At 69.1% G+C, this 15811-nt stretch carries 8 protein-coding genes and 1 pseudogene; 7 read left to right on the forward strand and 2 right to left on the reverse strand.

Going from position 1 to position 15811, the window contains the following annotated elements:
• The first annotated feature begins 13 nt into the window (after positions 1-13).
• The 4 genes from ACTOQ3_RS39580 to ACTOQ3_RS39595 all read left to right on the forward strand — a co-directional run bounded on the left by ACTOQ3_RS39580 (position 14) and on the right by ACTOQ3_RS39595 (position 6257).
• Positions 14-613 (forward strand): CBM35 domain-containing protein, encoded by a 600-nt coding sequence (locus ACTOQ3_RS39580; RefSeq protein ID WP_440088906.1) that lies wholly within the window; start codon positions 14-16, stop codon positions 611-613.
• Positions 614-757: 144 nt separating this feature from the next.
• A complete protein-coding gene (locus tag ACTOQ3_RS39585; RefSeq protein ID WP_440088908.1) occupies positions 758-2071 on the forward strand; it encodes an RICIN domain-containing protein in 1314 nt (437 codons plus the stop codon).
• 93 nt (positions 2072-2164) lie between these two features.
• Complete coding sequence (locus ACTOQ3_RS39590) at positions 2165-3685, forward strand: RICIN domain-containing protein (RefSeq protein ID WP_440088910.1); 1521 nt, start codon at positions 2165-2167, stop codon at positions 3683-3685.
• A gap of 319 nt (positions 3686-4004) precedes the next feature.
• Positions 4005-6257 (forward strand): beta-galactosidase, encoded by a 2253-nt coding sequence (locus ACTOQ3_RS39595; RefSeq protein WP_440088911.1) that lies wholly within the window; start codon positions 4005-4007, stop codon positions 6255-6257.
• A gap of 447 nt (positions 6258-6704) precedes the next feature.
• On the opposite strand, the gene ACTOQ3_RS39600 is transcribed toward ACTOQ3_RS39595, so the two are convergent.
• Complete coding sequence (locus tag ACTOQ3_RS39600) at positions 6705-9041, reverse strand: family 43 glycosylhydrolase (protein ID WP_440088912.1); 2337 nt, start codon at positions 9039-9041, stop codon at positions 6705-6707.
• 56 nt (positions 9042-9097) lie between these two features.
• The gene (locus ACTOQ3_RS39605) at positions 9098-10849 is read right to left on the reverse strand and encodes a right-handed parallel beta-helix repeat-containing protein (RefSeq protein ID WP_440088913.1); all 1752 of its coding nucleotides are present in this window, start codon (positions 10847-10849) and stop codon (positions 9098-9100) included.
• Positions 10850-12084: 1235 nt separating this feature from the next.
• Here ACTOQ3_RS39605 and ACTOQ3_RS39610 point away from each other — a divergent pair.
• The 3 genes and pseudogenes from ACTOQ3_RS39610 to ACTOQ3_RS39620 all read left to right on the forward strand — a co-directional run.
• Positions 12085-13560: a family 43 glycosylhydrolase gene (locus ACTOQ3_RS39610; RefSeq protein ID WP_440088914.1), complete on the forward strand. Its 1476-nt coding sequence runs from the start codon at positions 12085-12087 to the stop codon at positions 13558-13560.
• 307 nt (positions 13561-13867) lie between these two features.
• Positions 13868-15295, forward strand: coding sequence for a family 43 glycosylhydrolase (locus ACTOQ3_RS39615; RefSeq protein WP_440088915.1), 1428 nt, complete (start codon positions 13868-13870; stop codon positions 15293-15295).
• 173 nt (positions 15296-15468) lie between these two features.
• Positions 15469-15777: pseudogene (locus tag ACTOQ3_RS39620) on the forward strand (AbfB domain-containing protein); the annotation flags it as partial.
• Positions 15778-15811: the final 34 nt, after the last annotated feature.

Consider the following 15811-nt stretch of genomic DNA (forward strand, 5'->3'; position numbering starts at 1 on the left):
GCTGGAGTTCCCGATGTCCTTACGAAGAAGGCTGTCCGTCGCCGTCGCGCTGACGGTGACCGCCGCGGGTGTCGCCATCGCCGCGGAAGCCTCCGCGGCGACCCGCTACGAGGCGGAGAGCGCGCCGGCCACGTGCGACGGTGTCATCGAGTCCAACCACGCCGGGTTCTCCGGCAGCGGATTCTGCAACGCCGGCAACGCGGCGGGCGCGGCGGCACAGTTCACCGTGACCGCGCCCGCCGCCGGCACGGCCACCATCAACATCCGCTACGCCAACGGCGGGACCTCCAACCGTCCCGCCGACGTGCTGGTCAACGGCACGGTCGCGCACACCGGCAGCGCGTTCGACCCCACCCGCGGGTTCCTGACCGAGACCTTCGACGTGGGCCGGGCCACCGGCGCCCCGGTCATCGACCTCCACAAACTGAGCTACACCCTCTACAACAGCCTGCGCTTCTGCCCGTTCAACGGCGACTACTCCTCCGGCCCCGTCGGCGCGTTCTTCGCCGACGACCACACCCACTTCGAGGCGGCGGGCGCCCGCCAGATCGCGGGCCTGGTCACCACGGCGGTACGCGACCAGCAACTCGCCCTCTCGGCGTACCTGAGGTGACACTCGGCCCGCCCCGGGAGTCCCGATGAAATTCGTCGGAGATCTCAGTTGTCACGGTCGCCCAAGGCGATCCACTGGACATCTCCAAGAGCGCCGACGCGGACCACGATCACCACAGCCATCCCCGCATCCAAGGAGTCATCCATGACCATGCAACGACGGACATTTCTCAGCGCGAGCGCGGCCGGAGCGGCGGGCCTCGGCCTGTCCCTGCTCGGCGCGGGGCAGGCGCTCGCCGGCGTCGGGTCGCTGGACCCGGCACCGACCACGCCGTTCGCGGTCGGCGTGCGCCGGTATGACTGGACCCGTGGCAGCCGCCCGTGCACCACCTACGTCTACTACCCCGCCACCGGCACCCCCGGCGGCAACCCGGTGACGAACGCCTCGGTCGCCAACGGTGTCTTCCCCGTCTACAACTTCACCCACGGCTTCCAGAGCAGCCCGCAGAACTCCCTGTTCATCATCCGGGCCCTGGCCGCGGCGGGCTTCATCGTCCCCGCCCCGCACTTCAACCACAACTTCACCGACGTCAGGAACGGCGAGACCTCCAAGGACGTCTCGCAGGTCCTCACCCAGACCCTCGCCCTCAACGCGAGCGGACCGCTGGCCGGGCACATCGACATCGGCATCGGCGTCGGAGTCTCGGGCCACTCCCTGGGCGGCATGATCACCCATGGCCTGCTGACCTCCTGGCCCGACAGCCGGATCGTCTCCGCCAACCCGCAGTCCTGCGAGGACATGGGCAACCCCGCCGCCTCGGTCTCCGCCAAGGTCCTGTTCGTCCACGGCGACCGGGACTCGACCACGCAGTACGCCTCGGCCCGGCAGGCGTACACGGAGATGACCTGGCCCAAGGCGTTCCTCACCTTCGTCGGCGGCAGCCACACCAGCTTCTGGAGCGACAACCGTTTCCCGAACACCGTCGTCGACTGGGCCCGCTGGACCATGTACGGCGACACCGCCGCACGCGACCGCCTCCCGGCCGACGCGGCCGGGTCCAACACCAGGTGGGAGGCCCAACTGGGCGACTCGCCCGGCGGCCCGGCCGCCTACACCCTGGTGGCCCAGCACAGCGGCAAGGCCGCCGACGTCGACGGGGCCTCCACCGTCGCCGGCGCACGGCTCATCCAGTGGGCCACCGGCAATCGTCCCAACCAGCAGTTCGAGTTCGTGGACTCCGGCGACGGTCACGTCCGCCTCAAGGCCCGGCACAGCGGCCTGTTCCTCCAACCCACGGGCACCGCGACCGGCGCGGACGTCGTCCAACGGGCCGACACCGGCGCCATCGGCCAGCAGTGGCGCGTGGTCGACCACGGCGGTGAGGTGATCAGCCTCGTCAACCGGGAGTCCGGCCTGGCCATGGACGTCTGGGAACAATCCACCTCCGACGGCGCCCGCATCTCCCAGTGGACCTACAACGGCAGCCCCAACCAGCGCTTCACCCGGCGCCGCGCCTGACACGAGACCTGCCGGGGCACCGCTCGGGCAACAGGGCGGGCGGTGCCCCGGCATGACGCGAACACCCCTTCACAACCACCCTGGACGGCTTCGATGACACAGCCCTTCCACAATCGGACCTCACCGCGACGCCCGCACAGACGTCGCACCATATTCGTCCTCGTCGGCGCGCTGATCGCGAGCGCCGCCGCACTGGTCACGGGACCGTCGGCGAACGCGGCCGTGATCGACCCGTTGGCGTACTACCAGATCGTCTCGCGGCACAGCGGCAAGGCGGTCGAGATCGCCGGCCAGTCGACCGCCGACGGCGCCGCCGTCCAGCAACGGACTCGCGCCGACCAGGCGGGCCAGCAGTTCCAGTTCGCCGACGCCGGCGGCGGCTACTACAAGCTCCGTGCCCGGCACAGCGGCAAGGTGGTGGACATCTCCTCGGCGTCCACGGCGAACGGCGCGAACGTCGTCCAGTGGGCCGACAACGGCGGCACCAACCAGCAGTTCCGGGTCGTGGACACCGACAGCGGATACGTCAAGCTCGTCAACCGCAACAGCAGCAAGGCCCTCGACGTCTGGGAGCAGTCCACCGCCGACGGTGCGCGGATCTCCCAGTACACCGACACGGGCGCCGCCAACCAGCAGTGGCAACTGGTCCGGGTCGGCACGGCACCGGCCCCGAAGTACGCCGGCTACCTGTTCAGCCACTTCACCGGCGAGGGCACCTCCGCCGGCGAGCAGGTCTACTTCGCGCTCAGCCAGGGCAACGATCCGACCCGGTGGCGCCAGCTCAACGGCGGACAGCCCGTGCTGACCTCGGCCGTGGGGACCCGCGGCGTGCGCGACCCGTTCATCATCCGTTCACCGCAGGGCGACAGGTTCTACCAGATCGCCACCGACCTGCGGATCTACGGTAACGGCAACTGGGACCAGGCCCAGCGGACGGGCAGCAAGTCCATCGTGGTCTGGGAGTCGACCGACCTGGTGAACTGGAGCGCGCCGCGCCTGGTCCGCGTCTCGCCGGACACGGCCGGCAACACGTGGGCCCCGGAGGCGTACTACGACGAGACACTCGGCCAGTACGTCGTGTTCTGGGCGTCGAAGCTGTACTCCGCCGGCGACCCGAACCACACCGGCACCACCTACAACCGGATGATGTACGCCACGACATCCGACTTCCGGACCTTCAGCGCCCCGCAGGTCTGGGTCGACAAGGGCTACTCGACGATCGACTCGACGCTCGTCAAGCACAACGGCACCTACCACCGCTTCACGAAGGACGAGCGGAGCGCGTCGCAGACCGCGTGCGGCAAGTTCATCCTCGCGGAGAAGTCGACGACCGTGCTCAACCGCGACTACTCGTTCGTCGCGGACTGCATCGGGAACAACGCGATCAACCAGGGCGAGGGTCCGCTGGTCTTCAAGTCGAACACCGAAGAGCGCTGGTACATGTTCATCGACGAGTACGGAGGCAGGGGTTACGTACCGTTCACGACCACCGACCTGAACACCCGGCAGTGGTCGCCCGTCTCCGGCTACACCATGCCCGGCCGGCCGCGCCACGGTACCGTCCTGCCGATCACCCAGGCCGAGTACGACCGGCTGCTGCAGCACTGGGGCTGAGCCGCCCTGTGGTGGAGCCGCCGGCCGCTCGACACGCCGAGCGGCCGGCGGCCCACCCGTGTGATCACCGGTCGAGGTCGCGCCTTGCCAGTTCTGCGGCTTTGCCTTTTTCGCCGTACAGCCGGCAGAACCTCGGCGTGCTTGCCGGCCGACTCGCTGGTCATGGTCGTGTGAACGAAGGGGTAGTACTGTTTCCACGCTCTCGGACAGGAAGAGGATAGAGGCGGTGCTGCGACTCAGCGTTCCGGAACACTTCGGGCCACCTCGTACGGGACATCTGGCGATGGGCGACGAGCCTGGCCGGCCGGATGCCATCACGGTGAACTCTCGTCACCTGAGCAGGGGCGGGGCGCCCTGGTTCCCCATCATGGGCGAGTACCACTTCAGCCGCTACCCCGCCGCCGAGTGGCGGGAGGAGTTGCTGAAGATGCGGGCCGGCGGGGTGGGCGTCGTCGCCGCGTACGTCTTCTGGAACATCCACGAGGAGGTGCGTGGCCGTTATCTCTGGAGCGGCGACCACGATCTGCGCCGGTTCCTCCAGCTGTGCTCGGAGGTGGGGCTCGACGTGGTGGTGCGCATCGGGCCTTGGGGGCACGGTGAGTCCCGTTACGGCGGCTTTCCCGACTGGTTGATGGCGGCCGACTGCGAGCCGCGTACCGACGACCCCCGTTATCTCGCCTTGGTCCGTCCTTGGTTCGAGCAGATCGGTGCTCAGCTTCGGGGGCTCACCCGCGCCGGCGGCGGGCCGATCGTCGCGGTCCAGGTGGAGAACGAGCTGTACGACCAGCCCGGTCATCTCCTGACGATCAAGCGGCTCGCCCGGGAGTGCGGCATCGACGCTCCCTTGTGGACGGCGACCGGATGGGGGCACGCCCAGCTGCCGCCCGGTGAGGTGCTGCCCGTCTTCGGCGGCTACTCGGAGGCGGCGTGGGACACCGCGCACGACGGATGGCCCGCCCAGAGCCGGGCGCACTACTTCTTCGGGCCCGGCCGGGACGACGACTCCATCGGGGCCGACCTGCGTGAGACGGGCACCGCTCCCGGAGAAGCCACGGGCCGGCCCGCTTCGGCGTCCGGCGGGGAGGAACACCTGGCCGACTACCCGTTCGCCACCTGTGAGCTGGGCGGCGGCATGTACACCTCCTACCACCGGCGCGCGATCGTCGCGGCCCGTGATCTGGCGGCGCTCGCCATGGTGAAGCTGGGCAGCGGTTCCTCGTGGCAGGGCTACTACCTCTACCACGGCGCCTCGCAGAAGATCGGTGAGCTGTCGACGCTGCAGGAGTCGCACGCCACGGGCTATCCCAACGACTGCCCGGTGGTGAACTACGACTTCCAGGCTCCCCTCGGCGAGTACGGCCAGTTTCGCGACTCCTACCGGCACCTGCGCCTGCAGCACCTGTGGCTGGCTACCGACGGGGCCGCTCTGGCGACGATGAGCCTGGTCATGCCGGATGACGCGCCGTCCGACACCGCTGACCGCGCGTCACTGCGCTGGGCGGTGCGCTCCGACGGGGAATCCGGTTTCCTGTTCGTCAACAACCACCAGCCGGTCGAGACGTTGCCCGCACACGATGACGTCCGGTTCGCGATCACGATCGGCGGACGGGAACTGCTCGTGCCGTCGCGGCCGGTGTCGATTCCCTCCGGCGGCTACTTCGCGTGGCCGCTGAACCGGCCCCTCGGCGGCACGCTGCTGCGCTGGGCCAGCGCACAGGTGGTCTGCGTCCTGGACGGTCCGGAGCCGGTGCTCGTGCTGACGCAGACGGCGGGCCTGCCGGTCGAGCTGGCACTGGACGCGGCGACGGTCACCTCCGTCGACGGCCCCGCGACGGCGGCCCGCCTCGGTGACGACGTCGTCCTGTCGGCTCTCGTCCCCGGCCTCGACTGCCTGCTGCGGGTCGCCGCGCCGGACGGGACGACCACACGCGTCCTGATCCTCGACGAGGAAACGGCGCTGGCGGCGGTCCGCGCGCACGTCGCGGGCCAGGACCGGCTGGTGGTGTGCGACAGTCCCGTGGTGCCCGACGGAGACCATCTGGTCGTGTACGGTGACGCCCCCCTCCGGGTCTTCCCGCCCCTGCCCGTTCCCCTGGGAACGGGCAGGACCCGCCCGCCGGCCCCGGCCGAGGTCACCCACCTCGCCAAGGCCGGCCCGCCGCGGGCACCGGTGATCGACGAGGCGACCGGGCGCGCGTCCGCGCCGGTGGACGCGGACTTCGACAACGCCGCCGTGCATCACCTCACCGTCCCCGAGGAGGCGTTCGACGGCGACGAGGAACTGCTCCTGCGCCTGGACTGGACCGGCGACGTCGGCCGCGCCTATGTCGACGGACGGCTCGTGGCCGACCAGTTCTGGTACGGCCCCGTGTGGGAGATCGGCCTGCGCCGCTTCCGCGACGAGGTCGTCCAGCACGGACTGGAACTGCGGCTGTTGCCGCTGGGGCCGGACGCACCCGTCTACCTCTCCCCCGAGGTCCGCCGGAATGTCGGCCCCGGCGGGCTGGTGGAACTACGCTCGGCCACGCTGGTCCCGGTGACACGCACCGTCCTCACCGCGGCGCAGGCATGATGAGCATTCTCGCCCGCGCGTGAGGCGGGCGGGCCTTCCTGCGGACGGTACGGGCACCACTGCCGGATATCCCGCTCATACCCACCGGAGGAACGGACACGGCGGATGTGCCCACCGGCCTGCTGATGCGCCACCGGCGCGTCGCCGGGCGAACCACCGTGACCTACCACCGCCACGGCCAGGCCGGATCCCGTCTGGCGCCGGGCGACCTACCGGGATCGCGGCCGGGTTCCGCACGCCTGCCGCACCTCACCGGCATCACGCCGACGCTCGGCGAGACGGTGACGGCCTTCGACGGCCGGCGGGACGTCACGGTGGAGCGCGGACGGGTTTTTCCGGTCGGCGGAGAAGTGGTCGCACTTCTCATCCTGCCGCGGAAAGACCCGCCCCCTCCTCCAGACCCCACCGGCTCTCACCAGCGTCGTGACCCGCGGCGGCCGGCTGTGGCTAACCGGCCGCGGCGTTGACGTCGAGGTAGTCGATGTTGGGTAGTCCGGCCGCCGTGGTCGGGTCCAGCCGGACGGTGTTGCCGCCGGCGTTCAGGGAGACGGTCAGAGCCTCGGTGGACCAGGCCGTCCACGTCCCGGTGGATCCGAACGAGACCGTCCCCACCGTGGATCCGTTGACGATCAGGTTCGCCGGCCGTGCGCTGCCGCTACTGGCGCCGTTGGCGAACCGGATCCCGAGTGTCGCCGTACCGGCCGCCGAGGCGTTCACCGTGAACTGGGCGTAAGCGCCCACGGCGGCGTTGCCGTTGCAGAACCCGCTGCCGGAGAAGCCCGCCTGGTTGGAGTCGATCGTGCCCTGGCACACCGCCGGCGCGGTCTCCACCTCGTACCGCTGTCCCGGCGGCGTGCCACCGGAGGTCCTGACGAGTGCGAGGTCGTCGACGAAAAGGTATCCGTTGCCGCTCGCCGCTCGGACGGTGACGGTGGCGGTACCGGCCGCCAGCTGGATGCCGGCGAGTTCACGACGGGTCCAGCCGCTTGAGGCCGGGACGTTGAGCGTGCGCGAGTTACCGCCGGCGTCGGTGACCGTCACCTGCGCGGCGCTGAGCGAACCGGTGGTCCTGGCGAACAGCGACAGCCCGTAGGTGCCCGCCGGTACGGTGATCTGCTGCCGCACGCCACCGGCGTAGGCCTGCGAGGCCCCGATCTGCAGCGCGAAGCGAGATCCGTTGGCACCGCCGTTGGCGTTGGTCACGATCGAGCTCGGCCCGGACTCGCGGAAGTTCGTCCATCCCTGCACCTGGGGGACGATGATGCGGTCGGCCTGGAAGGCGGGGTTGAGAATGTAGTTGTTCGCGGGCCCGACACGCCACTCTCCGGTCGTGGCGTTGAACTGCCACTGGCTCACGGAGTGGAACTGCGGCCGGGCGCCGGTCCTGGTCACCGGCATCCACTGGTTGTAGCCGATGCCGTTCCAGGCGAAGTCGGCCCAGCGGTCACCGGCGAAGATCACCGTGTTCTGCTTGGTTCCCTTGACGGTGACGAAGAACCCGGTCTGGGTCACGTGGCTGTAGTCCATCTCGGTGCCCGCGAGCGTGTACTCGCCGGTGTAGGCGCCCTGGATGTTGCCGGTGGTCGACTCCAGGACGTGGGTGACCGAGGTGTTCCAGCCGTGCAGGTCCGACGCGGCGTGGTAGTACTTGCCATCGAGCTTGAACATGGCGTTGCCCTCGCGCCCGGCGGAGTTCTGGCCGATCTGCACCCCGGGCTCGATCCGCAGCGAGTCGGACTCCCTCAGCTTGGAGACGAAGGCGCGGGAGCGTCCCTCCCGGTTGGAGAAGATCAGGTAGTCCTTGCCGTCGTCGTCGGTGAAGACGGTCTGGTCTCCGGTGCCCGTCGTGGGAGAGTTGACGATCTGGGTCTGGAAGTGGGCGTAGTCGAAGGTGTCGGTGGGCGAGTCACCCCGGAGGATCAGAACCCCGTTACCGCCCATCGACGGGAGGTACGCCTGCACGACGAGCACGTACTTGCCGGTGTTCTCGTTGTAGGAGACGCCAAGACGTCCCACCCAGCCCGCCTGGCCGAGGTTGGCCCCGCCGCCGAGACCCGTGGAGCGGGTGGCGACGCGGTTCTCGAACTTCCAGTTCACCAGGTCCTTCGACGAGTACACCGGGATTGACACGAACGAGACGTCGCCGTCGTACTTCCTCGTGGGATTGGCCCGGTAGAGCTCGGCGCCCGTGTAGTGCACGCCGTACCAGTAGTAGGTGTCGCCGAACTTGAAGACGCCCCCGCCTTGGGAGTAGATGGGGTTGCCGCTGGTGTCGTTCCAGAAGGTGTCGTTGGTGATGGTCTGGAACGTCCCCTCGTCGGCGGCCTCCAGATCACCGGCGGCGGTCACCAGCGCCGTCTTCGCGGCGGCGACCTCCGAGGCGGTCGCCGAGGCGTCGGCGACGACACCGGTCGCGGTGGTCAACGCCTTGGCGAAGGGTGCCCAGGAGGCGCCGGTGTACCTGCTCGCGGAGCGGGTCCGGTAGTCCGCGACCAGCCTTTTGAGGCCGCGAACCATCACCAGGCCGTCAGCGGCGCTCTGGAGCTTCGCGCGTGCGGTCGCGTCCTCGCTTCCCCCTCGCGTGAGCGCCGCCGTCGCGTTCCTGGCCGAGGAGAAGGACGCCCACGACTCAGCGGTGTAGTCCGCGGCGGAGTGACCGGAGATGTGACCGGAGGGAGCCGCGGCTGCCTGGGGTTCGGCCGCCGCGGCGATACCACCGGGTGCCGCCGATATGAACAGCAGCGCCGCGACGACCAACCCTCCCCGTTTCAATGCCTTACTCACGGTGCGCATCATGGTGTGCCTTTCGTTCATCATCGTGGCGACGGCGCTGTGCACGCTCAGCCGTTGACGTCGAGGTGGTCGATGTTGGGCAATCCGGCCGCCGTGGTCGGGTCCAGCCGGACGGTGTTGCCGCCGTTGTTCAGCGGAACCGTCACGGTCTTGGTGACCCACGTCGTCCAGGCGCCGGTGGACTCGAACGAGACCGTCCCCACCGTGGATCCGTTGACGATCAGGTTCGCCGGCCGTGCGCTGCCGCTGCCGGCGCCGTTGGCGAACCGGATTCCGAGCGTCGCCGTACCGGCCGCCGACGCGTTCACCGTGAACTGGGCATAAGCGCCCACGGCGGCGTTGCCGTTGCAGAACCCGCTGCCGGAGAAGCCCACCTGGTTGGAGTCGATGCTGCCCTGGCACACCGCCGGCGTGGTCTCCGCCTCGTACCGCCGCCCCGGCGGCGTGTCGCCGGACCGCTCGAAGGCCCCGAGGTCCGGGGCCTGCCCGGTGTAGGGCAGGCCGACGTCGGTGCCCTTGTCGATCAGGGTGCTGTTCGCGGCGGGGCGGAGATGGGGCAGCACGGGCAGGCTACCGTCGCCCTGGCGGGGCGCGTCCCAGCCGGAGGTCGACACGCTCTGGAACTGCGAGTCCGACAGGGCGACGCCTAGGTCCCAGGAGTTGTACGCGGAGCTGGTGCCGGCCATGTTCGACGTCGGCGTGCCCGTGTAGGCGAGGTTGTTGCGCAGGTTGCCCCGGCCGACGGCGGCGCCGCTCGAGGCGATCCCCAGCATGTTGAAATCGGGGCGGTTGCCGTAGCCGGTGTTGTTGAAGTAGTCGTTGGCCACCGGGTGGTGGTTGGAGTAGAAGCCCGCCGCCTTGTTGAGGAAGGCCACCGAGAAGCGGACGGTGTGCTTCACCGCGCCGGAGTCGTACTCGGCGCCGAAGCCTCCCGCCTTGAAACCGACGCCGTTGCCGGAAGGCGTCGTCGTCCCCGGCATGTACCCGTTGCGCCAGGACCACGAGTGCTCGATGGTCACGGGCGAGTAGGTGGAGATGAGGTCGTAGCCGTCATCGGCGTTCCACCAGGCGCGGCACCCGCGGAACACGTTCGCGGGCCGGCCGGCCGGCGTGTAGTGCACACCGAAACCGTCGGCGTTCTCGCCGGGCCCGTCCGAGCTGTTCGGGTCGTAGTTGTCGTGCGAATCCGAGTTGAGAACGAGGTTGCCGCCCCCGCCGTTGACGAACAGGCCGGTTCCCATGTGGTGGTGCGTGTTGATCAGCTCGAAGACGTTGTTGTCGCCCGAGACCCAGATGCCCCAGGACTCGGCGTTCAGGGTGTTGTTCTGCGGCACACCCCTGACCTCCAGCCCCTTGAGGTGGAGGTGGCTGCCGGTGACGCCGAACCCCTTGATCCGGCAGTTGTCCGTCATGCGGGAGAAGTCGAAGACCGGCTTCTCCCCGGGATAGGCCTGGTAACGGATCGGATTACCGGAGGCGCCGCTCTTGTTCAGGGTGATCGCGTCGACCCGGGCCGTCTGGCTGGCGCAGTTGCTGTTCGCGCGGGTGTAGGCGTAGGTGCCGCCCCGAAGGTAGACCGTGTCCCCGGGCTGGGCGGCCGCCTGCGCACGGGCGATCGAGGCCCACGGAGCGGCCTGGGTCCCCGCCGCGCTGTCGCTGCCGTTCGGGGCCACGTAGTAGACGGCCGCGGTGGTCGCGCCGCTCGCCGCGGTCGTGCCGGGCACGATCACGGCGACCATGACCAGGATCGCCGGGGCGGCGACCCGGCGAAGAGCTCGCCACCGTTGTGTGAGATGCATCGGGATCTCCTTGGCCGGGTGATCAGGATGAGCTTGCGAAGGCGGACGACCGAGCAGGCCGGATGGAGAAGGGCCGGCCAGGGCCTCCCCGGGTACGCGGCGATGTCGGAGTGCCTTCTGACATCGGCGAAGCCGACACGCCGGCTCGTTCCGAACTGATCACTGGGGGGTGTGGATGGTTCGCGGACAGACGGTCCCTGCCAGGCGGGTCGCGACCGGCGCTCCAGCAGTGCCGGACGCGATCCCACGATGGGAGGAACAGAGTGGGGCGAGCCTGTACTTGTTTCGTCTTCGTTGCAGCGAGGAGCGCAGATTGTTAAAGCGGTTTAACCACAAGAGGTGAGCCGCTGTCAACATCCGTCGTCGACCTCGCGGTAAAAGTCACCACCGGCCAGCCGAGCCGATGGGTGCGCCCTGAACGTTTCATGCGCCAGGGCCGGGATCCGTGCCGCCGGCGGACGAGGTCGGACACCAGACCCGGTGTCCGGCCGGCCGTCCGGGACCGCCGCTGCACGCGGACGGCTCGCGCAGGACCGCCGCCCTCTGGACTCCCACGACCGGTCAGAACACGATGAAAACGTTTACGAGAGAACTGGCCTGAAGGTCGACGAACACCGGCGGCACGGCGAAACCGTACGCCAGTACACGCGGCACTCCGAGAGCTCGATCGCGCGTCCCGCCCCATCCCCTCGCTCGCCGTCGTCGCGTCTCGGCACCGACCCGGTGAAAGTTTCACAGCATGGGCCGCGTCATGGTGGGAAATCTTCGGCGACGCCCGTCCCGCGACGGGCGCACAACCAGACTTCCATGACGTCGGTGACGCGGCCGGGCAACGCGTCGGCACACTCGCAGGTCCAGGTCTTGATGAACACGTCGGCGTGACGATGGCGCGACGGAGGGGGAAGCCACCTTCCCTGCGATCGGGAAGCCCGTGGTCACGATGAGTGATCGCGACGACGCCGTGTGTCCTTCATGTCGTTCCGGGAGATGCCGCACGCCCCCTTGACGAAGGCGATGTTGGTGTTAACACTAAGAATCAATCTCCTCACAACCTCGTGAACCGCTGGTTGCACAGAGGAGTGTTAACGCTAACAACATCGGCGACAGCCCTTTGTTGAGCACCCGCATCAGAAGACTTCCGAGAGGAAGAACAACCGCCTCCGCCGTTGATTGTTAACGTTAACAACCATTGTGACCTGTTCCCTCTGCTGATCGTCCAGACAAGAGGACCCCCCATGAACAGACTCTCAAGCCCTCCCCTCCGACACGACCGCCGTGGCGTCGGCGCCGCCTTAGCGGCAGCCGTCGTGGTACTGCTCGCGTTGTGCCAGTCGATCGTGACCGCGTCCCCGGCCGCCGCGGCCGTCATCGACACCGGCGCCTCCTACGTCCTGGTCAACCGGCACAGCGGCAAGGCGATCGACGTCCTCGACCGCGCCACCGGCGACGGTGCTCCCATCGTCCAGTGGTCCCGTAACGACGGCGCCTGGCAGCAGTGGCAGTTCGTCGACTCCGGCGGCGGCTACTACCGGCTGCGCTCACGCCACAGCGGCAAGGTGCTCGACATCTCCTCCCGCTCCACCGCCGACGGCGCCAACGTCGTGCAGTGGGCCGACAACAACGGCACCAACCAGCAGTTCCGCGTCCTCGACAGCGACGCGGGGCACATCCGCCTGATCAACCGCAACAGCGGCAAGGCCCTGGAGACCTGGGAGTGGTCCACCGCCGACGGCGCCCGCCTGTCGCAGTACACCGACGCCGGCGGCGCCAACCAGCAGTGGCAGCTGGTCAAGCTCGGCGGCTCCGGTGACCCCACCACCCCGCCGTCCGCCTACCCTCCTCCCGGCCCGGTCGCCGGTGACGTCGGCGTGCACGACCCGGAGGTGACCAAGACCCCGGGCGGCACCTACCTGCTGGCCCACACCGGTGACAACATCTCGCTCAAGACCTCCACCGACCGCACCACCTGGCGCAACGCCGGGTCGGCCTTCCCCGGGGGCGTCTCGTGGGCGCACCCCTACACCGGTGGCGGCAACCACGTGTGGGCGCCCGACATCACCTATGTGAACGGGCGCTACCACATGTACTACTCGGCCTCCAGCTTCGGCTCCAACCGTTCGGCGATCTTCCTGGCCACCTCCACCACCGGCGCCTCGGGATCGTGGACCCACCAGGGCCTGGTCATCGAGTCCCGAACCAGCGACAACTTCAACGCCATCGACCCCAGCATGACCATCGACGCCCAGGGCCGCTGGTGGCTGACCTTCGGCTCGTTCTGGTCCGGTATCAAGCAGATCCAGCTCGACCCGGCCACCGGCAGGCGCACCGGCACCACCCTCACCAGCGTCGCCGGCCGGGGCGGCGGCGCCATCGAGGCGCCCACCCTCGTCCGCCGCGGCGACCACTACTACCTGTTCGTCTCCTTCGACCGGTGCTGCCAGGGCGCCTCCAGCACCTACCGGATCATGGTGGGCCGCTCCACCTCGGTCAACGGCCCCTTCACCGACCGCAACGGGGTGGCGATGAACTCCGGCGGCGGCACCGAGATCCTGGCCGGCCGCGGCAGCGTCCACGGCCCCGGCCACCAGACCTACCTGGACGACACCGACGGGTCGATCCTCTTCTACCACTACTACGCCGACAACGGCGCGTCCCTGCTCGGCATCAACAAGCTCGGCTGGGACGCGGCCGGCTGGCCCTTCGCCTACTAACCGACATGCGGGACCGAAACCGGGGCCCGGCCGACCCGATCGTCCCGCCTCGCCCCGTGGCGGCTCCGCTCCGGCGACGTGGCCGACCCGCCGTACCCGCACGCCGGAAACCTTGCTCTCACCCCTCGCGGACTGACCGTCGCCGGTCAGGCCGCCCAGGCCACCTTCCGGGTGGCCCGGGTGACGGGCGACCTCGCCCGATCCCCGGTTCGCGGACCGGCCCCGCCCCCGGCACCGATACCCGTAACCCGAACGATGTCAGGAGTGACCGTTGTTACTGTCCCCTCCCCGAGGAACGGCATGGCGAGTGCTGCTGCTCGCCTTGGCCGGCGTGCTGGCCCTTGCTCTTGATACCGCCGTCAGCCCCGGTCGCGCCGCGGCGGCGCCCGGGCCGTCCTTCACCAATCCCGTCGTCGGAACGCCCAACAGTGCCGACCCGACGCTGGTCTTCCACAACGGCTTCTACTACTACGTCGCCACCACCTGGTCGGCCGACGTCGTGATGCGCCGCTCGGCGACGATCGCCGGTCTGCGCAGCGCCCCCGAGCAGGTCGTCGTGCGGACCGGCGGCAACACGATGTGGGCCCCGCACCTGGAGATGGTCGACAACCGCTGGTACCTGTACTACTCGGTGGAACAAGGCAGCCTGCCCCGCCGCACCCACGTCGCCGAAAGCGCCGGCTCCGACCCGATGGGCCCCTACACCATCCGCGGGATCGTCAACCTGATGCCCAACAACGGGTGGGCGATCGACGCCAGCCTGCTCAAACTCAACGGCAATCTGTACATGACGTTCTCGGCCTTCGCCTCCGACGGCCTGCAGTCGCTGTTCATCGCGCCGATGTCCAACCCGTGGACGGCCGGCGCCTTCGGGACCCGGATCTCAACGCCCACCCTGGCCTGGGAACGCCAGGACGGCGCCGTCAACGAGGGCTCCTTCGCGCTGCAGCGAGGCGGCCGCACCTTCCTGACCTACTCGGCCAGTCACTGCAACGGCCCCAACTACAAGCTCGGCATGCTGGAGTACCGAGGCGGCGACCCGCTGGCGGCAGGCTCCTGGACCAAGTTCCCCAACCCGATCTTCCAGCGCAACGACGCGAACGGCGTCTACGGCCCGGGCCACCACTCCTTCTTCACCTCCCCCGACGGCACCGAGACCTGGATCGCCTACCACGCCAACTCCTCGTCCGGCCAGGGCTGCGGCACCACCCGCACCACCCGGGTGCAGAAGATCTCCTTCAACGCCGACGGCACCCCCAACCTGGGCGTCCCGGTGTCGACCTCCACCGTGATACCGGGCCCCTCGGGTGAGGCCGCCCCCGCCACGGTGCGGATCCGCAACCGGCACAACAACCTGTGCCTGGACGACTACAACGCGGCGACCGCCCCCGGCGCCGAGGTGCGCCAATGGACCTGCAACGGCCAGGCCAACCAGGACTGGCAGATCACCCCGGCCGCCGACGGCTACTCCACGATCGTCAACCGGCACAGCGGCCTGTGCCTGGACAACACCGACTGGGGCACCGCGGCCGGCTCCCCCGTCCAGCAGTGGACCTGCAACGGCCTGGCCGTCCAGCAGTGGCGGATCACCTCCGTGGGAGGCGGCTACTCCACCCTGACCAACCGGCACAGCGGCCTGTGCCTGGACAACTACAACTGGGGCACTGCGGCCGGCTCCGAAGTGCGGCAGTGGACCTGCAACGGCAACAACGCCCAGCAGTGGAACATCTCCTGACGAAGAACAGGGGCACCCCGCGGACGCAGGGTTTGCTGCTGGCGGATGCCGATCCACAGAATCTTGACGGCGGTTCGGAGAAACGGGGAAACCGGATCGCCGTCGAGCAGGAAGGTACAGAACCGCAGGAAAGGCATAACTCTTATCGGCGACTCATCTGAGTCGCCGCTGGGCCGGCCAACAGCGGTTGTCACTCCTTCCAGGCGGTGAACCCGCCGGGCTACTACCTGCGGCATCACCACATGCCGCTCACCCTGCAGCGTGACGACGGCACGGCGATCTTCAAGGGCGACGCCACGTTCTGCGGCAGGGCGGGACTGGCAGGCGGCGATACGGCCTCCTTCGAGTCGTGCGACCTTCTGGGCCGTTATCTGCGCCATTACAACTACAAGATGCGGCTGGATTTGAAGGCGTCCGCTTCGGCCTTCGCCTCCGGCGACTCCTTCACCGTGACCTTCTCCCCTGGCCTGACAGAAGGATGACCCTGATGCCCCCACCGCACGCGCGCCGCGCCCT

The organism is Streptosporangium sp. LJ11 (assembly GCF_051918945.1).
Classification (GTDB): Bacteria; Actinomycetota; Actinomycetes; order Streptosporangiales; family Streptosporangiaceae; genus Streptosporangium.